Here is a 19,695-nt window from a genome sequence, read left to right as displayed (position 1 = left end):
TCCTGATATTTTGTGTTTGCTATGCTTTTTTTGCGACTATTAAATAAATAGAAGAATTATTTTTTGATATGTTGACAGGTGTTATAATGTCAGCGAAATGCATGCATTTCTGATAATAAAAAGCAATCAGACTAAAAACTGAAGATGCAATTAGCCCTTTATTCTCAAGCAATCCTTTCCAGCATTGCGCCCTAAGCTGATAACTGTATGCTAACATTCCAATAATGCCTCTATTGTCAACTACCTTAAATCCTTCCTCGTTTAAAATCTTTTCTAGACCTTCACGAGTCCACCTCCAATAATCATTTGGATAAGGATGATGAGTCCACCAGCCATGGGTCGATAAGAGTAAAAGACCATTATGCTTTAAAACCCGCAATGCTTCGGACAAATATTTTTGTGGGCTTGGAACATGCTCAAGAACCTGTATAGACAAAACGACATCAAAAGATTCATCTTCGCAAGGCACATTCCCATTTGCGTCTAAGATCATATTAGCGAGTTCATTCCCTGGAAGGTCAGCAGAAGTAAACTTATGTGGAATAGTTGCAAACAATTTACTGTACGGCACTTCACCGCAGCCATAATCTAAAATACTAATCTGATTGTTATCTTCACTGTTTTTGATGTATTTTTTAATTACATTTTCTAGAGCAGAGCGTAACTGTGTTAGCATATAATAATCACTATCACTGGGCGACGGTTCAAAACGCCTATTTATTTTTTGCATCTCAAACCTCCTCAATTTATCAAAATTACTCGGGTCTAAATTTATAAAGTAGAAGAATATTAATAAGATGGCTTGGGCATTGTAAACTTTTGTACTTTGGTCATATTAAACAGAATACCAGACCAAGTAGCCAACCAGAGCCACATCGGACGGTAAAAGTTGTGCCCACCAATGCCAAAGATAAGCAATAGAAGCAATGCTGCCAATATGGCCCATGCTAGATGGACCAGAAAAATTGACTCTTCACCGATATTGTTCAGGTATGTCAGCGTCAAACGGCAACAACGAAAGATAGAAAAAATTAACCCCATAAACAGTACCGCACCCAATAGGCCAAATTCAGCTATAACTTCTCCGTACAAAATATGTGACTGGTTAGCCGAAGGCGGGCCGTCATCAACCTGATGAAGTACACGGTAGCCAACGTAGTTCTTACCTCCTGCTCCCACTCCAGTCAATGGCTGCTGTTTGAACATACGCCAACTAACTTCCCATCCGACCATTCTGCCATCTGCTGAAGCCTGGGCATTGGCCGGGCCAGCACTCGGGTCCCACAAAGTTCTTATCCTGTTTTGTTTTTCCTCCGGCATTGCAGACCATATGATAGTCGATAGTATTCCCGCCACGACTAATGTTGAGAAAAAATGCTTTTTCAGATGAATAATCGTAAAAATAATCCCTAAAACTGACATCACAAAAAAAGATGTACGCGAACCGGTTTGCACAACACAAAAGACTGAAAGCACCAGATAAGCATAATAAAGCATCCTAATTTTCTTTGATTCTTCAGTCTTTAGTAAAACAAAGACAAATGGAAGAGAAAGAACAATTGTAGCGCCAAAAGCGTTTGGATCGTTAAATGTGGAGTCAACGCCAATCATTCGAGAAATCCCCATCCTCCAAACGTGGCGACCATTTATAAATTCATTTATAGAATGAAATACATAAAACATGGTTGAAAAAACGTAAGCTTTAATTAGTAGCTTAAGTGAATTTGCATTGTCTGCAACAGAAAGCATAAGTAAATATAGAATTACCATTTTTGCATATTCAATTCCTTGGTCAACGGCATCGCCAGTATTGAAAGCAAATGGCGCTAAGATAAAATGTATAGCTAACAGGCCATAAACCCATTTGTTTGCCGGCGAGTTGACTATCCTGAATTTGTCATTTATAAATGCAACAATTATAAGCGCAATGGCAAATGTGCGCTCTATGGGCCAACCTTGTAGATACCTGATTGACTCCCATGGCCGCTCAATCACAAGAAAGATGTATATGCAAACCATGATCAGAACGGTTGAGGCTTTGTATTGTGGGGAGGTAGCTTCTTCAAGCATCAATGTTTGCTCCATATTGTGCTGCTAATCTCAATAAGCGATTGATAAACATTCTGTGGGTGAAATAGTTCGCTACATGACTGCGCCCAGTTAGCCCCATGGCGATACACAAGTCGCTATCATGCCAGAGCTGTTCTATTCTTTCCTTCAAGATTTTTGAATCACCCGGCTGGATAATAAATCCTGTTTCGCCATCAAGGACATAGTCTTCAGCAGCCATGCTATCGACAGCAATGACAGGCTTTTTGTGCCACATGGCATTGCAGAAGTTCGCTTCGCCTCCACCCTTTAAACCTGAATAAATCATCGGAATGACAACAAAGCGTGACGCTGCCTGAAGTTGGGCAAAAGCTGGTTCCGGTGCGCCAACAACAATAACATTTGGTAGTGGTTCGATAGTCTTGCGAACTGCCGGGTCTGTGGCGCTGATTATGACCGGTATGTCAGTGCCCCTGACGGCTTCAATCAGGCATTTGTAGTCTCTCTTGCCATTACCGCCGGCAAATATGAAATTTCCCATGGGGATGTCATAGGTTTCTCGTTTTGAGTGGTTAGCCTTGAATGGAAGGAATATGAAGTGGTTCTCTGGCAGGTTGAAATGCCTGGCGTGGGTAGCTACCTGTTTTTTTGACCAGACGACATTCAAGCCGTACTGTTTCAAAATAAACCTGGCAAGTTTTTCTTTCCGTTGAGTGGTGATCTTTACAAAGGGGAAAAATTTAAGTCTTTTCTCCGTGCCCAGGATGTATTCGACGAAGATGTCCCAACAGAACAGTTTCCGTTTTCCAAAAATCGGGAAGGCATTGAGCAGACCGCACCAGATCCAGAGATGAGTAACACCACCATTTACAATCACAACACTTTTAACATCAGACAGCCTGAAAAGGCGGATGGCGTAAAACAACCAGTACAAAATTGAAATTTTCGAAAACGATCGTGCAATCTTGCCTGGTTCAACGTATTCGACCTTGATTTCCGTGTCACCGGTGAATTTCTCATGTGAGATCAACTTCACTTCATCTGGCATGGTGAAGGATTCACCATCCAGAACCTGCCAGTCATTGCGAACATCGTCTATGGAAATGCCAGTCCTGCCCATCAGTTACTGCCTTCCTGGCATCTGTTATACAAATACTCTGTTTTTGCTACCATGCTGGTCAAAGCAAACCGTTCCAGACTGCGTTTGCGGCTTTCCCGCCCCATCTGTTTAATGGTATCAGCCTTTAGCAGTTCGATAATCCGTTTTCCCATCTCCTCAAAATCTCCAATGGCGACAATAAAACCATTAATGCCATCATCGACTGCTTCTCTCGCCCCACCCACGTCAGTTGTAACTACTGGCAAGCCGGCAGCCATGTATTCCACAATGGCGTTGGAAAAACTTTCCGATCTGGACGAGAGAACACCGATATCACATGCTGCCAGAATTCGCGGCACATCCAGACGTGCGCCAAGAAAAATGACAGCATCTGTCAGTTTCAGTTCTTCTGTTTGTTTTTGCAGTACAGGCTTTTCGGATCCGTCGCCAATTATCAAAAAACGGGCTGTCGGGATCTGGGCGTGGACAATGTTTGCGGCCTGCAGGAAGGTCGCATGGTCTTTTATCGGTCTCAGGTTCGCCACTATTCCGATAACCGGCGCATCTTCGGCAACACCGAGCGACAAGCGCATCTCTTTGCGGTTTATATCAGACTCGGTTTCAATGATGGAAAAATCAAAGCCATTATTAATGACTTCAACGCGCTTTAAATCAACTCCTTCGGTATTTGCCATCCACTGCTTAGTGCTTTGGGAGTTCGCTATATAAGCAGTTACCCAACGATCCAAGAATTTCTGCATCCTCAATTCAACGGGGGTTAACCAATAACCCTGATTTCTACGCGTTCCGATTACGGTTTTTATTCCGGCAAATCTTGCGGCCAAGATGCCGGCAATACTGGAATCCCGAAAATGGGTCTGGACAATATTGATTCCATTTTCATTGAACCATCCTGACAGCCTAAGAATCCCTTTCAGGCCGGTGATAGTCTTGAATGAATCAATGCCAGCAACGAACAGCGAACAAAGATCAAATTTCTCTTCAATCCATTTCGACGAGCGCAGCACGCACAGATACGGCTCAAAGCGGGTACGATCCAGATGCTTGATAAGAAGCAGAAGCTGCTTTTCCGTCCCGGCGGTTGGCGATTCAACAGTATCTATGACAAAGGCGATCTTGATCATTGCGCGCTGGTTCAAAAGGTCTTCGACACTTGAAGGATCACATTGTTAATATCCTTGTTGTCCTCCTCGATGTCGGGGGAGTACATGTGCAGGTTCTGATAGTTGAGACTGATCCGGACATCGGGGCTGTACAACCAGGTAAGGCCGGTGTTGACTATGGAGGTGGTTGTGTAGGAATCCTGCTCCCGATCATCGATGTAATTGTATGTATAAGAAACCCTGCCCTCCCAGTCTGTGAAAATCTGATAGCTAAGATTGGCGGAGTTGTTATAGGAGACAGTTGTGACGCGATTGTCGGGCATTTCTTCGAGGCGCAAAATTCCCGACGTGAGCCCGAACTTCCCCTTTTCGAAAACATAGTCGATCCCGACATTATGGGATGTATTGAGGGTCACTTTGTTGGTGCTAGGGTCGTTATCGTATTTTTCACCGGTACTGGCCCTCAGGTTGAAACGGCTCCCTGCATAGTTTATGGCCACGTTCCAGATCGGATTGCTGTATACCCCGTCGGACGTATTGAGCCATGAGTTGCCCCCCTGAATCGAGATAAAGGAATCCTTGGCATATTCGTACTGTATGCCTCCCATTGCATTGTGGGCTCGGGAAAGGTTTCCCTCTGCGTCAGTATACGAGAAGAGGTAATTGGCAATCAGGGAAAACTTTTCGGTGAACTGGTAGCTGAGACCCATGATTCCATTGTAAATGTTACGGTCAACGGCTCCTGGATCCTTGTACCAGATATTCTGATAGGAGGCTCCCGGCCGCAAGATCAGCCTTTCGGTCGGGCGTAACACCAGACCGGGCGCAACTGTAAAGTTGTTCTGATCGGATTGGTCGGAACGCAGGCTTTCCAGGGTTCTGTCCCGAGACTGATCAAGAGACACCCTTTCATACGTGTCACTGATATCAATAAACATTACTTCGTCGATCAGATTCAGACGGGATCTGGCGGCAAGATGGTGGAGATCTTCATTGTCAAACTTTTCACGCGCATAGTAACGGTATTCATATTTGTAGTTCAGATCCCACGTCCAGAACGGCGCCATGTACCGTGCCGTAATCCCCGGCATAGCGCGGGTTATGAACTCGGACCCAAGGGTTTTGTCCTTATCCTCGGCAATATTGTCAGTGAACTCCTCATTTACTGTAATGCCAGGAGTAAATGTGAAATCCGCCGCTTGTGCCGTACCGGCAAGCGCCAGTGCCGCAATTACCGGAAAGAGTTGGTGGGCGAATTTTCTTTTTATCTTCATAAAGGAACCTCGGATGTTGGTCCGTCTCTATGTCTCTGAGTAACTCAGTCTCGTAGTAATTAAGTCTCTTAGTCCCGTAGTCTCTAAGTCTCTAAGGTTTAAAACTCAGCGCCTCAGCGACTTAGTGACTGCTTTACAAACCCCCAGCCCAGCCCCGCATGAATGGTCATGAAAAGCAGCGGCAGTAGAGGAAAGTAGTTCCAGCCGTTTCTCATGGACAGGCGCACCGATTCGGCCAGGATGAGCAGCGCATAGATACCGTACAAGCCCCAGAGTACGAAAACAGGCAGCCATGACCCCGGAAACAGCGGCTTGAAGAAAGAGGCCGGCAACAAAAGCAGGCCGCAGACGAAGCCGGCGGGCACCAGCTGATTAATGGTCAGCGCTTCACGGTGCTTCCGGATGAAGCGGCAGCGCCCCTTGCCGTAGCGTTCCATCTGGCGAAAAAGCCCGGTGAAGCTCTCGCGGGGATGGTAGCGTACGGTTAAACGCGGACTGGTGTAGGCCCGAAGTCCCGCCTGCTCTACCCGGTAATTGAACTCCACGTCTTCGGCGGCATCGAATCTTTCATCCACATATCCCACCTGCGCGAAGACATCGCGCCGATAGGCGGCACCGTTACTGACCGGCGAGGCATAGCCTTCGTACTCGCCGAAGATGAGTGAATCACCCCCGTGCCCGAGCCGTGAGCCGCGCGCAATGGCCACACCCTTCTGAAAAAGGGACAGGCCCGGCGCGTCAAGGGGCTGCGGCCGGCCGAGGCAGTCGGCGCCGCTGGTCTGGAAGCAGTCAACCACGTTGCGAAAGAGTTGATCCGTGGGTATGAAGCAATGCCCATCGATCACCAGCAAATAATTTCCCCGACTGTTCCGGAACCCAACGTTGCGCCCGGCGCCGGAGCGCCGCCCCGGGTTGTCCAGCAGTCTGATCTGCGGATACTGACGGGCCATGGCGGTCACGATTTCCCTCGTCGCGTCGTCGGACATGCCATCGGACACCAGGATTTCGTATTTGTCCGCTGGGTAGTCCTGCCCCACCAGTTGCATGAGCGTCTCGCGGATGAAGCGCTCTTCGTTGCGAACAGGCATAACGATGGAGAGGAAGTCAGGCTCGGATGTGATATGGTTTGCCACAGAATCCGCGGCACGTCTTATTTGCGACACATCTACTCCGAGAAATACTGTGCTACGCGTTCGACTATCCTTTCAGCAGCCATTCCATCCCCGAACGGATTACGGCCGGTGGCCATGCGGCGGTATTCGTAGTCGGAGCGAAGCAGCAGGTTTACTGCTGAGACGATCCCCTCACGGGTTGTGCCGACCAACCGGGTTACCCCGGCAGTGACACCTTCCTGCCGCTCGGTTTTTTCACGCATTATCAGTACCGGCTTACCCAAGGAAGGAGCCTCTTCCTGAACTCCGCCGGAGTCGGTGAGTATCAGGCAGGCCCGTTTCATGAGATGTACGAAGGTTATGTAGTCAAGGGGATCGAGCAGCAGCACATGGGGATCGTCCTGGAGAATCTCCCGGACTATATTCCTAACATTGGGATTCGGATGCACCGGATAGATGATCCCGAGTCCCTGGTTTCCAGCAACGATTTCCTTCATGGCGCGGCACATGCCCCGGAACGGTTCACCAAAACTCTCCCGGCGATGGGCGGTAACCAGCACAAAGCGCCCGACCCGATCAAGGAATTCAACCAAGCCAGGGACTGCGGCAAAGCAGTCCACATCCCGCGAAGCTACTTCGAACAGCGCATCGACGACAGTATTGCCGGTGACGACAATTCGTTCCGCCGGAACCCCCTCCTTGAGGAGGTTATCCCGTGCCCACTCGGTCGGCGCAAAATGGATGTCGGTCAGCACGCTCGCTAAACGGCGGTTTACTTCTTCGGGGAATGGCGAAAACTTGTCGGCGGTCCGCAGGCCGGCCTCCACATGTCCGACCGGAATACGCTGGTAGAAACTGGCCAAGGCCGAGGCGAATACGGTGGTAGTGTCACCCTGAACTATTGCCATGTCGGGCCTCTCGGCGGCGAGAATTGCACCGACACCGTTGAGACATGCGGTGGTCACGTCGCTGATGCTCTGGTTATCGGTCATTATGTTGAGGTCGTACTGGGGTATTATCCGAAAAAGCTGCAACACCTGATCGAGCATCTGACGATGCTGGGCAGTGCTGATTACGATCACCTGAAAACGATCATCACGGACAAAAGTGTCAATGACTGGTGCAAGTTTGATTGCCTCGGGTCTTGTTCCGAGAATTACGGCAATTTTTTTCCTGGCTTTGGACATGCTGTTACGCCCTTCTCCCTGACCCGGCAATTTGCCGGTAAAGGTTCTCGTACTGTATGGTCTGCTGTTCGAAGCCAAAATTAGTAATGACATGCTCCAGTCCCTTGGCCCCCATTTCGCGACGCAGTGCCGGATCACCGACAAGACGCAAAACGTATTGGGCCATGACTTCTGTTTCATGGGGTTCCGCCAGAAACCCGGAAACACCGTGCTCTACCACTTCGGGGGTACCACCCACGCGGGTGGCAACCACCGGTTTGCGCACGGCGAATGCTTCGAGAATCACGTTGGGAAGCCCCTCGGTGAACGAGGGGAGCATGAAAATGTCAACTTCCGGCAACACCGCTTGGAGATCGTTCCTGAACCCGGGGAGCAGAAAACGGCCGGCAAGTCCAGCGTTGTCTATCGCACGCTCCAGGTCTGGCCTGAGGAATCCTTCCCCAAAAATGATGAAATAAACCTCCGGATTGGATGCGGCAACCACCCTAGCAACTTCTATCATGCCGCCGTAGTTTTTCTCTGGGCTCAGTCTGCCGGCAGAGACAACCAACACGGCAGCATCCGGCAGTCCAAGCTCCCGCCGCAAGAATGATTTTCTCTGTTCATAACAGGATTCGGGCACCGCAATGCAGTTATGAATGACGGAGACCCGCTCCGACGGAATGCCCAACTTCGAAATTTTCTCCATCTGACCATGGGAAACCGCCACGATATGGTCGGCAAAGCGGAGGAAAAGCTTGTCGAGCCATTCGTAAAAGCGAATCTTGGGAGCCTCTCCTGTCCACCCTCGAGAAATGGCGATCACAGGGATACCCGAAAGCCATGCGGCAATCCTGCCGATTACATTGGCCTTGTAGCCATGTACACAGAGCAGGTCTATCTTCTGTGCTTTGATGACCGAGAGCAGATTGATCACCATTCGCGGATCGAAGGCCCCGGTAGTGTCGATTTTGTCGGCTCGAATGCCGGATGCGTGCGTTTTCGCCAAAAGCTGATTGGTTGTCCCTCCCTCGTCGAAAGAAATGACCTGAGATGTAAACCTTTGCTTGTCGAGACGTTGCACATGTTCCAGCAGTTGCTTCTCCGGCCCGCCAAAAAAGTTGGATGCCAGAAAGTGCGCAACGGAAAGTTTTTGTTCCATTAGCTCACACCGCCCGTTCTCTCATACGGACTTCCCTTTTGCTGTTCCGCCTGCTGAACGAGTTGTCCGAACCGCTCGGCAACAGCTTGCCAGGAGTTGTCTCGTGCCTTCTCGATACGCTGTTGACGCTTCCGTTCGTCATCATCTGCCAGGGCGACATCAAGGGCCGCAAGAAATTCATCACTGGTTCGTACTATGGAAACCACGTCTGCGTATTTCATGACTTCAGGCATATACGTGGATACAACCGGCATCCCTAAAGAAAGATATTCCAGGAGCTTAAGCGGGTTTACGCTTCGAGTGAGCTCATTAACCTGAAACGGTATGATCCCCGCATTGAAGCGGGCCGCATAGGCTGGGAGCTGTTCATAGGGAACTTTCCCGACAAAATGGATATTGGGGATGTTCATGATCGGAGATATATCCGTATCCGCCGGACCAATAAAAACAAACGACCACTCGGGCCGAGCCGCGGCAAGAGCCGCAATGAGTTCAAAGTCGAGCCAGGCGCTTAGGGCACCGAAAAAGCCTATAACTGGCCCTTGAAACTTCCGCATCGCTTCCGGCAGGGCATCTGGGTCACGTCTAATGTTGAAGCGGTCGGAATCAACACCATGGGCAAGGAGATGGATCGGTTTCTCCGGCGAACGTTTAATTTTCCTCAGCTCCTCTGCCGTTACCAGAACTAGATCGCAGTTGTAGAGAAGCTTCTTTTCCATGGTATTGATAAGATCCAAATTGACATCGGGCCAGTTGACGAAGTCGTCAACACAGTAATAGACGTAGAGGCTCTCGCCCAGATCCCCAACATAATCGCAGGTGCAAGGGAAGGTGGAAATTACCAGGGGGTTCGTCATCCCCTCGGCGGCTAACCGGCGCATCAGGGTATGACGGACCGATTGACGGTTAAAACGCCTCACAATGGAGATATTGTTGTAAGGAAGCATAATCGGCCCTACAACCTTCAGGTTTACGGGCAAGACATCAACTTCCGGTTCTTGTTTCTTGCGCAGCCACCCACCGATAACCTCAAAACTGCGCTTTACGTCATAAAGAGAAAACCGCGGACTCCTCATTCCAATGGTGTTGACCCAGATCACCCGGTTGAACGGAAGCAACTGTTTGACGAGGTGCTGGCAACTGCTTGGATGACGCCCCCAGTCATCGGAAAAAACAACTATATTTCTCCCCTTCAACATTTTCATTGCGCGGCCCTTAATTTCACTGAATCAAGCACACGCCCCATGGTAGTGAATTTTGTTGCCTGCATAAGATGCCGCAGCTTCACCTCGGTTCGATGCAGGTTGGTGTAATGGCGGAAGCGAGATTTGAAGCCTGCCCCATTGATCCGGGGCTGATCCGGATCAATCTCCCACGGATGGAAATAAAGGACGGAGGGCATACCCTCCACCTCGTTGATGCGCCCTATCCCCTTTGATAAAAGCCACCAGGGTAAGAGCCTAAGGTAGCCACCACCGGCTATGGGGAGCCGGAACTCTTTTCCCAACCATCCGATTGGCAACGTTGTTAGGGGAAACTCGCGTATTGGCCCTGCCCCTGTCTGACGCACGTGGGGGAACCGCTCGGCATCAGGCACCCCATAAATGTCATGAACGATCGGGAAGATGCTGGAATCGTAACTGAACCCCTCATCGACAAGAATGTCTAGGGCCCACAGCGACTGGCGCGTTATGGAATAACTTGGGGCACGGTACCCGATAACCGGCGCGCCGCACAGATCTTCAAGCAATGACTTGGAACGGACGATGTCTTTTCTGAATCGATCTGGACCGATGGCATAAACAAGCTCGTGGCCATAACCGTGGCAGGCTATTTCGTGGCCGCGCTCGGCAATCCGGTACACAATATTCGGCACCCGCTTGGCCACCCACCCGAGAATAAAAAATGTTGCTTTTACTCCGTACTCATCAAAGAGATCGAGCACCCGCAGTGTGTTGTCGTTTACCCGCAAAGGGTATTGATCCCATTGATCACGGCGCACATGCCGCTCGAAGGCGGTCACTTGGAAATAATCTTCAACATCGACGGTCAGGGCATTTAGCATGGCGTTACCGGTTTTAGGTCAAAACCTTCCTTATGCACCAAACATCTTTCGGAGCAGACCAGGACGGACTTTTTCATTATCGCTGCCTGTAGCAGGGTTATCGTTGATAGTTCTTATCCGTTCAACGACGCGGCGAACCTCCGACAGGGAAGCATCAGTCTCGTCAACGTGTAGCCTGAAGGCGTTTTCCAGTGAAGTTACTTGTTCGAGCACTTGGTTCATGCCATCGTTGCTGCTTTTTGTCGATTCCCGCTCAAGGGATTCAAGCCTCGTACCGATGTCGCGCAAGAGCGACGTGAGTTCTTCAAAGCCCTTCATGGCTGGGGCATGGGAAACAGCAGAGGTTGAATCATGGGCGGCCACGGGTTCGGGCATGCCACCCCAGTATTTGTTTTCGAATTCGAGATCTCCGACGATTTCACACGCAATGTCGCCATCGATCACGGTTGTCTGTTCTGCAAATGCGGAGAGCATGAGAAAGCCGCAGATTATGTTCACCAGTCGGGGTATTCCACGACTGTATTTGTATACTACATCAAGCGCCTCAGGGGTGAATGTGACGGCATTGCGATTGCCGGCCACTTCAAGCCTGTGCAGGACGTAGTTTTCGGTCTCCACACGAGACAGGGGTGAAAGCTGACAATTGACGTTGATACGCTGCCGAAACTGAAGCATTTCAGCCCCAGCAAGATGATCACGAAGTTCGGGCTGCCCGACGAGGATAATCTGAAGCAACTTGGCGTCATCGGTCTCCAGGTTGGAAAGCATCCTGATCTCTTCAAGTATTGCAGGGGTAAGGTTCTGGGCCTCGTCGATAATTATTACCGGTTGTTGGCCGGTGGCGTACTGGTCGATGAGGAATTCATTAAGCTCACGGAGCAAGGTAATCTTGTCCTTCCCCTCGATGGGTAGCCCGAAGTCGTCATTAATCATCGCAAGAAGTTGATGGGAATCCACACACGTATTGAAGATTTTAGACAATACGACATTACCGCGATGCTTGCGGATGAGGTCTCTGATAAGGGTTGTCTTGCCCGAGCCGATATCACCGGTCAGGAGGATAAAGCCTGCCCGTTCGCGTATGCCGTAATCCATGTACGCAATGGCCTTTTTATGGGACCGGCTCAGGAAGAGAAACTCAGGGTTCGGAACCAGATCAAAAGGCTTTTTTGCCAGCTTGAAAAAGGCTTCGTACATTCTTGCTCCATTCAGTGTCGGTGACGATTCCAGCTACTCGGCCCGCTTCAACAGTTTTTTTATCAAACCGTGCTTCCGGTTACCGTCAGCCTCCGCTTCGAGTTCATCGTTGCCGCTTGTGTTCTGATTTTCACCATTGGCGGCAGAGTACCCGTAATAGCCGTAACGACTTACCATTTCGTTCTGGCTGGAAGCGTTGTACACCACCCCCATCACATTGGCGGTTTTAAGGGAATGTATCGCTTCAGTTATGTTGCGTGTCGAAGCAACCCCCTCTCGGACGACAAAAAGTACGCCATCTACCATTTGAGAAAGGGCATGGGTTTCCGCAAACGGAAGTACCGGTGGCGTGTCGATGATGATGTAGCGATCGGGGTAACGGTTTTTCAATTCGTTCAACAAATCGCGCATTCTGTGGGAAGCTAGAAGCTCTACGGGATTACCCACCATCTTGCCGGCCGGCAGGAACGCCAGTTTGCCTATACCCGGACGCACGAGCAGTTCGTTGAGATCGGTCCCGTTACGGAGATAATCGGAGAGCCCCCTCTCCGCCTCAATGCCGAGATACTTCCCTATGGACGGGTTCCTGAGATCTGCATCGACCAATAGCACCGTATGATCCATCTCATGTGCAAGGGATATGGCAAGATTCAGCGAGGTAAGGCTTTTCCCTTCCCCCCCCAATGCACTGGTCACCATCAGGGCATTTTTGAACTTTTCCTTGCGCGTTATGGATAAGAGAAATGATTTAAGTTTACGGTACTCTTCTGCAACCGGCGATTGTGCTCCCTGAAGGGTCACTAGAAGCGGATTATCATTGGTGTAACCGGAGCTCTGAGGCGGCACATGACTGGTTAATGGGGTGTATACTGGATTCACCTGCCCGGGCTTATCAACAGATTCGGAAGGAGTCCCCCCCTCTCTGAGTAGTGCCGCTTTTTCAAGGGCTTTTTCAATTCTGCTCATAAAAACACCTTCTTATCAGGAATGATATCAAGGGAGATCACCCGCACTAAAGGGCACCCTGAATTTTTGAAATCAATTTATCGATCAAGGAGATGTCCATCACCTCCATGATCAGGATTGCAAGGATGACACTGAAATATACGCCGGCAAAGCGGTAGAGTCTCAAGTCATTCTTTTTGCTCTTGAGAACATCAATTGGGTTGCTGATAACCGGTATCACTGCAAGGACAGGAACCCCAAGGCCCTTTAACGAATCCTGGCTCTTAACCGACTGGTCGAGCTGATCAAGGCCAAACACAGCACCGAAGGCTATGGCAATACCACCGATTATCCCCATCAGAATAATCCTGATACGGTTGGGGCTCACCGGCTTGATGGGTAACACCGCAGGGTCTACAATCCGGAACGTGGTCGCCTTGTCCTGTACTTCCATTTGCTGCGAAACTTCGGATTTGCCATGACGGCTTATGAGCTCTTCGTACAGCTCGCGCTCTTTATTTTTCTGACTCTCGAGCTCCTGAAGTGTTGAGTTTGCAGCGGGGATGCGCTGTAAAAGAGCCCGGTTACTTCCGATATCTCGCTGAATACTCGCTTCGTAGGACCTGAGAGATCTCAGTTCACTCTGAACCTTCTCAATTTCCTGCTGATCGCTCAATGGCAAATCATCACTTCCTGAGCGGGAACGGGCCGATGACTTTAGTTCTTCGATCTCCTCTTTTAGTCGAATGATTTCGGGATAGTTCTCGGTATAACGCAGTCGCAGGTCATCAAGATTCTTTTGTAAAGCTGAAATTTTCACCTTGGAACTGCTGCTCTTCCTGGCGACGTTCCTCAAAGCCTCCAAATGTGAAATTCTTGCCCGCACTTCATCCAGCTTTTGTTCAGATGACCTTATATCATTGAGCACAGCCCCCTCTTCAACTCCTATAACCTGGGGGTGTTCGCGCTTATAGTTCAAAACGGCCTCTTCGGCTTTATCAACTCTCTCCTTAAAACTGGATATCTGTTCCCCAAGGAATCTGCTGGCACCAAAGGATTCCTCGCGTTTTGAAGAGAGGTTTTCTTCTATGTACCGGTTTATCAGGGTATTGACATAATCACGCGCTACTTTGGGGTCTTCATTCTGAACACTAATTGTAAAGAGGTTGTTGTCTTCCTTCATGCTTATGTTGGTATTTTTCTGAAAGTTGTTAATAAGCTCCTCAATCTCACGATCGCTTTTCGCTTTTACATCGAGGTCCAGATCCTTAATTACTTTGAGGTTTATGGTCCTGCTGTTCAAGGCATATCCAAGGACCTTGAGCTTATCCTCCATGGACGGAGTGACGGCAATACCCTTCACAAGCTCGGCAATAACGTTCTTTTCAATAAATACCGTACTTTTTGCTTCATATTTCTTTGGCATGACATAGCTTGCGACAACCGCAGCGGTCATAACTGTCAATGCTATGATCACAAACAGGAATTTTTTCTTGGTAATTAATGACAGGTAATGTTTGGCATCGAATTGTTGTTCTTGCATGCTATGGCGCTCCAGTTCTGTATTACTTAAAACATTCCTTCCTGCACAATGATGTAATCTCCGGGATTAAGTGGCACATTTTGGCGCAGGTCTCCGTCTTTTATGAGATCTTTTGCCTTGACAGGGATATTTACCTCTTTCCCCCCTTCCTTGCGCAGTATGTAGGTATCGTTCTGCTTGGCGAATTTAGTGAACCCACCAGCCTCTATGATCGCCTCTATAACCTTCATTCCCCTCCGATACTCGATGAAGCGAGGATTATTGACTGCGCCCAAGACATAAACGTTTTTGGTGAGAAGTAGAGGAATAAATATGGTGTCATTGGTCTCCATGACAATATCTTCGGAAACATCACCATCTATGAACAACTTCTGGAAGTTTTCCTTTATCTTTTTACCGTTGCGCATGACATAAGCATTCTGAAGATCAGCAGAAGCAACCTCGCCAATGGTACAGAGAAGCTGCAGCAGAGTGGTACGTCGAGTCAAATCAAGAACTCCGGATTTTATCCCACCACCAAAAATATAAACCTTGCTGTTGGTTATTTCATTTACTGCTACTGTCACTATCGGATTTTTAACGAGTTCCTTAAGTTTTTCCGCCAAAGTTTTCTGTAAATCCTTGGGAGTATATCCCGACGCAGATACGTCGCCAAGTCCCGGTATTGTAATTTTGCCGTCGGGGCGTACCTTGGTGGTAACGGTTAGCTCTTTTACTCCCCACACGGCAATGTCGAGGCTGTCACCTTCACCGATGACATAGTCACCGGCAACAGCAATAACAGGGAAAACAAATAAGACTAAAAGTACTGTTGCAAGCAATTTAAAATGTTTCATATCAACTCCAGATCCGTGTAGTGACTCTCATATATTTCTTAGTAGTTTGATATTGCACCGGGCAATCAAAAATTTAAATTGGACCTCTTTATCATCTTTCATCACGCCTCCTTTGACTACCTGCTCCCGCGACCGAACATCATCACCTTTACTGTTTCAAGTGCAATAAACAGATCGAGGAGAAGGGACATATTCTTGATGTAATAAAGATCGTACCGAAGCTTTTCTATGGCGTCGTCCACCGAGGCGCCGTATGCATATTTGACCTGGGCCCAGCCGGTTACGCCTGGTTTCACGAAGTGGCGTTCGGAATAATAGGGAATGACTTCCTTGAGCCTTTCGACAAATTCCGGGCGCTCGGGGCGGGGGCCCACAAGGCTCATGTCACCCCTGAGTACGTTGTACAATTGTGGCAGTTCGTCAAGCCGCGACGTGCGCAAAAATTTCCCGAACCTGGTAACACGTGGATCGTCTTTCTGGGCCCACACCGCACCCGATGACTTTTCGGCATCGGCACGCATCGACCTGAACTTGTAAAGCACAAAGGGACGGTCGCCCTGCCCCACGCGCACCTGCCGGAACAGAATCGGACCGGGAGAGGTCAGCTTAACCCCCAGTGCTACAAACGGAAGTATCGGCAGAATCAGAATGATGCCGAAGAGCGAGAGGGCCAGGTCAGCGCTTCTCTTCGCAATCCGGCCGAAACCGGTCCTGTGGAAGCCATCGGAAAAGATGAACCAGCTCGGGGTGATATTCTCGATCATCAGCTTGCCGGTTACCTGTTCGTAAAAGGAAGGCGCATCGATGACTTCGATGCCGCTGAATTTGCAGTTTAGCACTTCGCTTAAGGGGAATGACCCCCGCCGCTCGGAGAGGCTCACGACAATTTTGTCGGTCCGCTCCCTGAGGGCCGCGGAAACCAGTCCATCGCCATTGCCGACAATATGCTGCGACGGAACGTAAACAGGCTCATTGGGGCAACCGAAATAACCTGCCAGCACATGATGATGGTTGGTTGCCGAAACAAGGCCCCCGATTTCCCGCGCCAGTGGGCCGGTACCCAGCACCAGGACGCGCCGGGCCAACCCGGGATGGTAGAAGGAAACCCGGCAGAAGAGATGCCAGAGAATCTGAAAGGTACCCAGGATTGCCAGGGCCAAGGCAAGGAGCCCCCTGCCGATGGTCAAATCGGGTGCAAGATAGAAAATGGCGGACAGGAGCAGAAACGAAACACCGAGCGAAATAAGCGTAAAGACGATGCGCTCCCTCAACTTCATGTTCTTGTCGGGATTATAGAATTCAACCATGAATGAAGAGAAGATGACTGCCACCACCAGGAGCACCACCTGGGTAGCTCCCTTGATAGTCATGAGACTTTCCATTCCCGGAATGGTGCCGAACCGGACCATGTAAGCGATGCCCAGGGCAAGGACCGTACAGAGAATATCTCCGGTTATGAGCAGGATTATCATCTTCTTCATGACCTGCGTCCTCTGTTAGCGCGACAACGCGGCAAGGAGTTGCTGCGCGGCAGCACTCTCCGGGAAAGCACCCAACTGGAGAGATCTCTGTGCGCTGGCTTTTGCTTTTGCTCTGTTGCCCGCCTGGTTGTAAGCCAGTGCAAGGTGATAGTGCACGGCAGGGTTTTTAGGGAGCATGGAGGCAGATTTTTCAAGCAGACTGACGGCAGCGGATCCTTTGCCGCTTCGGGCCAGGACGTAGCCGTAGGTATCCATGACGCCGGGGTTATTGGGCTGGAGACGGTACGCACGATCGGCCATCTTCAGCGCTTCCGCCTTGCCGGCATAACCGTCCGCCCCCAGATAGGCCAGGTTGTTGAGCGCGGCGACGTTGTTCGGTGACACTGCCAGCACTGCACGGTAAAGGCCGGCGGCCTCTTTCTTCCGCCCCGACTGATCAAAGGCCGTACCCTTGGCAAACAGCGCCGGGACGTTCTTCGGCTGCTTCTTGAGTATGGCGTCATAGGCAGCAACGGCCCTGGGGATGTCGCGCTTTTTCATATAGAGATCGCCCAGCATCATCGATGCCTTGGAATTGCCGGGTTCCACGGCAAGCCCGTTTCTGACCTCCTGAAGGGCACGGTCATAGTCTTTCTGGCTTTCGTGGATCGACGCGACCACTAGATGTCCGGCGGCAGATTTTGGTGAGGCCGCGACCAGCTTCTGCGCCTGTTCGAGTGCCTTGGGGATGTTCCTGCCAGCCACCAGCGCTCCGATCTTGAGGGAGATCGCCCGGGCCGGGGCAATTTTTTCCAGTTCATCATAGACTTTGACCGCTTCGTTATACTTTTTGTCCGCAACAAGCAGTTCTCCCTTCATCTCCAGAAGAACACCATTGCGCGGGGATACTGCCAGCCCCTCGTTGACCATGGACAAGGCCTGGGCAGGCTGTTTGTGGCGTACATGGTAGGATGCCAGGGCGATATAACCGAGGGGGTTTTTCGTCTCCTTGGCCCGGTTATAATAGGCGGCTGCTTCTTGCACCTTGCCTTGAGCCTCGCTGATGGCACCGAGACCTATCATCGCCTTGATGTTGGCCGGATCACGCCGTAATGTCTCGGCGTACAAAGAGGCTGCATGGCCGAAGTCCTTCTTGCCGAGGTAGTGTGCCGCCAGATTGAGGGAAGCAGGATGATAGTTCGGGTCAGCCGCACGCGCTTTAGTCAGGTAGGCTATCCCTTCCTTTTCCCGCTTGCCGGCAAAGGAGGCTGCAGCCATGGTGTTATAGAGTTGGGCATCCTGCTTGCTGCCCCGCAGTCCCCCCTTCAGGATCTCGATGGCCCTGGCTTCCTTGTTCTGGCGTATATAGTAACTTGCCAGCATATACCGCGTATTGAGTACATCGGGGCCGACCTTCACCGCCATTTCCAGTTCTTCTTCGCCGATCGCCCTCTTGCCTCGGGCCAGGTTTACGACCCCCTTTTTCATATGGGCGCTGACCAGAGCCGGGTCCAGCTCAAGGGCACGATTTAGCTCTTTCATGGCCTCATCCGGCATCCCCTTGGCTATGTAGGCACTTCCGAGCACGTTGTGGGCCAGGGCGCTTTTATCATCGACTTCAAGGGCTCGCCTTGCCTCTGTCATGGCATCGTCGATCCGCTTCTGCTGAAGCAGGATCATGGCAGACATGAGCCGTGCCTGGATGAATTTAGGGCTGAAGTCCAATACCTTGCGGAACTGGCTCAGGGCTATTTCCAGCTCGTTGCGTGAATAATGACTCAATCCGAGATAGTAGTAAGCTCCGGGGTTTTGGCCGATTTTAAGCGCACTCTGAAGTTCGATTACCGCCTGATCGAATTTCTTGCCGGTGTAAAGTGCGACACCCTTGAGCTGATGCCCCTCCGGACGATGGGGAAGCCGCTTTATAAGATCATCGGCAATACGCTCCGCCTGGTCGAGTTGCCCCATGCCGACACGTATCATGCCCATCTTGAAAGCAGCATTGGCATCCGCCGGGTCGATGGCAACAATCTTCTGCAAATATTCCAGGGTCTTGTCGCGATTGCCCCGTGCCCCCTCAAAAGCTGCGGCAAGATAATAGGCCGAGGTATTTTTGGGGTCTTTCTGTACGATGGCATCAATAAGCCTTTTGCCTTCCTCGTCCCGGTTGGTAAGCAGGCAGACGCGGGCCAGTTCAAGCATCGCAGAGGTGCGGGACGGTTCGGCGTTCAGGGAGGCCCGCAGGTTCTCTTCGGCCTCCGGGTACATCTTTTTGTGGAGGTAGCTCACGCCAAGCACTTCAAGCCCGTCTGCGGCACCGGTCCGAGCGGAGAGATACGCCCTGGCTTCGGATATGGCCTGATCAGACTTGCCCAGTGAGTTATAGAGCCTTGCCAGGTCGAGCCGAACCTCGGGCTTGGAGGGATTCTGCCGGAGAGCCTTCTGCAATTCCTTTTCGGCCTGGTCGAACTTTCCGGCCTTCATATAGGCCTTTGCCAGCTGGTAGCGGGCGTCAAAATAGTTCTGATCCTTTTCGACGGCGCTTTTAAGGAGAACTATCGCGCCGTTGGCGTTGCCCTTCTCAAGCTCTTTGACTGCTTCGTCGTAGAGTTCTTCCTTGGTTTTCCCGCCGCAAGCGGCGAGAGTCGCCATCATAAATAGAA

Annotated in this window: 16 protein-coding genes; all 16 read right to left on the bottom strand. The window is 50.4% G+C overall.

The window, feature by feature from the left end:
• Positions 1-19 precede the first annotated feature (19 nt).
• The 16 genes from JZM60_RS12890 to prsT all read right to left on the bottom strand — a co-directional run bounded on the left by JZM60_RS12890 (position 20) and on the right by prsT (position 19,687).
• Positions 20-730 (bottom strand): class I SAM-dependent methyltransferase, encoded by a 711-nt coding sequence (locus tag JZM60_RS12890; RefSeq protein ID WP_207162844.1) that lies wholly within the window; start codon positions 728-730, stop codon positions 20-22.
• Positions 731-789: 59 nt separating this feature from the next.
• Positions 790-2,070 carry an O-antigen ligase family protein gene (locus tag JZM60_RS12885; protein WP_207162843.1) on the bottom strand — a complete coding sequence of 427 codons (1,281 nt, stop codon included), beginning with the start codon at positions 2,068-2,070 and terminating at the stop codon, positions 790-792.
• A complete protein-coding gene (locus tag JZM60_RS12880) occupies positions 2,063-3,169 on the bottom strand; it encodes a glycosyltransferase (RefSeq protein WP_207162842.1) in 1,107 nt (368 codons plus the stop codon). Before JZM60_RS12880 ends, JZM60_RS12885 begins: the two co-directional genes overlap by 8 nt.
• The gene (locus tag JZM60_RS12875) at positions 3,169-4,293 is read right to left on the bottom strand and encodes a glycosyltransferase (RefSeq protein ID WP_207162841.1); all 1,125 of its coding nucleotides are present in this window, start codon (positions 4,291-4,293) and stop codon (positions 3,169-3,171) included. Before JZM60_RS12875 ends, JZM60_RS12880 begins: the two co-directional genes overlap by 1 nt.
• 11 nt (positions 4,294-4,304) lie before the next feature.
• The gene (locus JZM60_RS12870) at positions 4,305-5,546 is read right to left on the bottom strand and encodes a TIGR03016 family PEP-CTERM system-associated outer membrane protein (protein WP_207162840.1); all 1,242 of its coding nucleotides are present in this window, start codon (positions 5,544-5,546) and stop codon (positions 4,305-4,307) included.
• Between the two features lie 113 nt (positions 5,547-5,659).
• Entirely contained in the window at positions 5,660-6,679 is a 1,020-nt protein-coding gene (locus tag JZM60_RS12865; RefSeq protein ID WP_207162839.1) for a glycosyltransferase family 2 protein, read from the bottom strand.
• Between the two features lie 32 nt (positions 6,680-6,711).
• Positions 6,712-7,845, bottom strand: coding sequence for a non-hydrolyzing UDP-N-acetylglucosamine 2-epimerase (gene wecB, locus JZM60_RS12860; protein WP_207162838.1), 1,134 nt, complete (start codon positions 7,843-7,845; stop codon positions 6,712-6,714).
• A 4-nt stretch (positions 7,846-7,849) separates the two neighbouring features.
• Complete coding sequence (locus tag JZM60_RS12855) at positions 7,850-8,986, bottom strand: glycosyltransferase (RefSeq protein ID WP_207162837.1); 1,137 nt, start codon at positions 8,984-8,986, stop codon at positions 7,850-7,852.
• The gene (locus tag JZM60_RS12850) at positions 8,986-10,191 is read right to left on the bottom strand and encodes a glycosyltransferase (protein WP_207162836.1); all 1,206 of its coding nucleotides are present in this window, start codon (positions 10,189-10,191) and stop codon (positions 8,986-8,988) included. The genes JZM60_RS12855 and JZM60_RS12850 overlap by 1 nt, the downstream gene beginning before the upstream one ends.
• Positions 10,188-11,051, bottom strand: a complete 864-nt coding sequence (locus tag JZM60_RS12845) for an XrtA system polysaccharide deacetylase (protein WP_207162835.1) — start codon at positions 11,049-11,051, stop codon at positions 10,188-10,190. Before JZM60_RS12845 ends, JZM60_RS12850 begins: the two co-directional genes overlap by 4 nt.
• Before the next feature lie 30 nt (positions 11,052-11,081).
• The gene (locus JZM60_RS12840; protein WP_207162834.1) at positions 11,082-12,248 is read right to left on the bottom strand and encodes an XrtA/PEP-CTERM system-associated ATPase; all 1,167 of its coding nucleotides are present in this window, start codon (positions 12,246-12,248) and stop codon (positions 11,082-11,084) included.
• 33 nt (positions 12,249-12,281) lie between these two features.
• A complete protein-coding gene (locus JZM60_RS12835) occupies positions 12,282-13,214 on the bottom strand; it encodes an XrtA-associated tyrosine autokinase (protein ID WP_207162833.1) in 933 nt (310 codons plus the stop codon).
• A 46-nt stretch (positions 13,215-13,260) separates the two neighbouring features.
• On the bottom strand, positions 13,261-14,736 hold the full coding sequence (locus tag JZM60_RS12830; RefSeq protein ID WP_207162832.1) for an XrtA system polysaccharide chain length determinant: 1,476 nt from the start codon (positions 14,734-14,736) through the stop codon (positions 13,261-13,263).
• A gap of 26 nt (positions 14,737-14,762) precedes the next feature.
• Entirely contained in the window at positions 14,763-15,572 is an 810-nt protein-coding gene (locus JZM60_RS12825; RefSeq protein ID WP_207162831.1) for a polysaccharide biosynthesis/export family protein, read from the bottom strand.
• A 116-nt stretch (positions 15,573-15,688) separates the two neighbouring features.
• Positions 15,689-17,053, bottom strand: coding sequence for a TIGR03013 family XrtA/PEP-CTERM system glycosyltransferase (locus JZM60_RS12820; RefSeq protein ID WP_207162830.1), 1,365 nt, complete (start codon positions 17,051-17,053; stop codon positions 15,689-15,691).
• Between the two features lie 15 nt (positions 17,054-17,068).
• Positions 17,069-19,687: an XrtA/PEP-CTERM system TPR-repeat protein PrsT gene (prsT, locus tag JZM60_RS12815; RefSeq protein WP_241426255.1), complete on the bottom strand. Its 2,619-nt coding sequence runs from the start codon at positions 19,685-19,687 to the stop codon at positions 17,069-17,071.
• Positions 19,688-19,695 lie beyond the last annotated feature (8 nt).

The organism is Geobacter benzoatilyticus, from assembly GCF_017338855.1.
Classification (GTDB): domain Bacteria; phylum Desulfobacterota; class Desulfuromonadia; order Geobacterales; family Geobacteraceae; genus Geobacter; species Geobacter benzoatilyticus.
This window is presented reverse-complemented; position numbering and strand designations above follow the sequence as displayed.

Bases quoted from the DNA above. Each gene is read 5' to 3' on its own strand.
- JZM60_RS12825 (WP_207162831.1), bottom strand. From the start codon at position 15,572: ATGAAACATTTTAAATTGCTTGCAACAGTACTTTTAGTCTTATTTGTT.
- JZM60_RS12890 (WP_207162844.1), bottom strand. From the start codon at position 730: ATGCAAAAAATAAATAGGCGTTTTGAACCGTCGCCCAGTGATAGTGAT.
- wecB (WP_207162838.1), bottom strand. From the start codon at position 7,845: ATGTCCAAAGCCAGGAAAAAAATTGCCGTAATTCTCGGAACAAGACCC.
- JZM60_RS12875 (WP_207162841.1), bottom strand. From the start codon at position 4,293: ATGATCAAGATCGCCTTTGTCATAGATACTGTTGAATCGCCAACCGCC.
- JZM60_RS12835 (WP_207162833.1), bottom strand. From the start codon at position 13,214: ATGAGCAGAATTGAAAAAGCCCTTGAAAAAGCGGCACTACTCAGAGAG.
- JZM60_RS12870 (WP_207162840.1), bottom strand. From the start codon at position 5,546: ATGAAGATAAAAAGAAAATTCGCCCACCAACTCTTTCCGGTAATTGCG.
- JZM60_RS12855 (WP_207162837.1), bottom strand. From the start codon at position 8,986: ATGGAACAAAAACTTTCCGTTGCGCACTTTCTGGCATCCAACTTTTTT.
- JZM60_RS12820 (WP_207162830.1), bottom strand. From the start codon at position 17,053: ATGAAGAAGATGATAATCCTGCTCATAACCGGAGATATTCTCTGTACG.
- JZM60_RS12850 (WP_207162836.1), bottom strand. From the start codon at position 10,191: ATGAAAATGTTGAAGGGGAGAAATATAGTTGTTTTTTCCGATGACTGG.
- JZM60_RS12880 (WP_207162842.1), bottom strand. From the start codon at position 3,169: ATGGGCAGGACTGGCATTTCCATAGACGATGTTCGCAATGACTGGCAG.
- JZM60_RS12830 (WP_207162832.1), bottom strand. From the start codon at position 14,736: ATGCAAGAACAACAATTCGATGCCAAACATTACCTGTCATTAATTACC.
- JZM60_RS12845 (WP_207162835.1), bottom strand. From the start codon at position 11,051: ATGCTAAATGCCCTGACCGTCGATGTTGAAGATTATTTCCAAGTGACC.
- prsT (WP_241426255.1), bottom strand. From the start codon at position 19,687: ATGATGGCGACTCTCGCCGCTTGCGGCGGGAAAACCAAGGAAGAACTC.
- JZM60_RS12840 (WP_207162834.1), bottom strand. From the start codon at position 12,248: ATGTACGAAGCCTTTTTCAAGCTGGCAAAAAAGCCTTTTGATCTGGTT.
- JZM60_RS12885 (WP_207162843.1), bottom strand. From the start codon at position 2,070: ATGCTTGAAGAAGCTACCTCCCCACAATACAAAGCCTCAACCGTTCTG.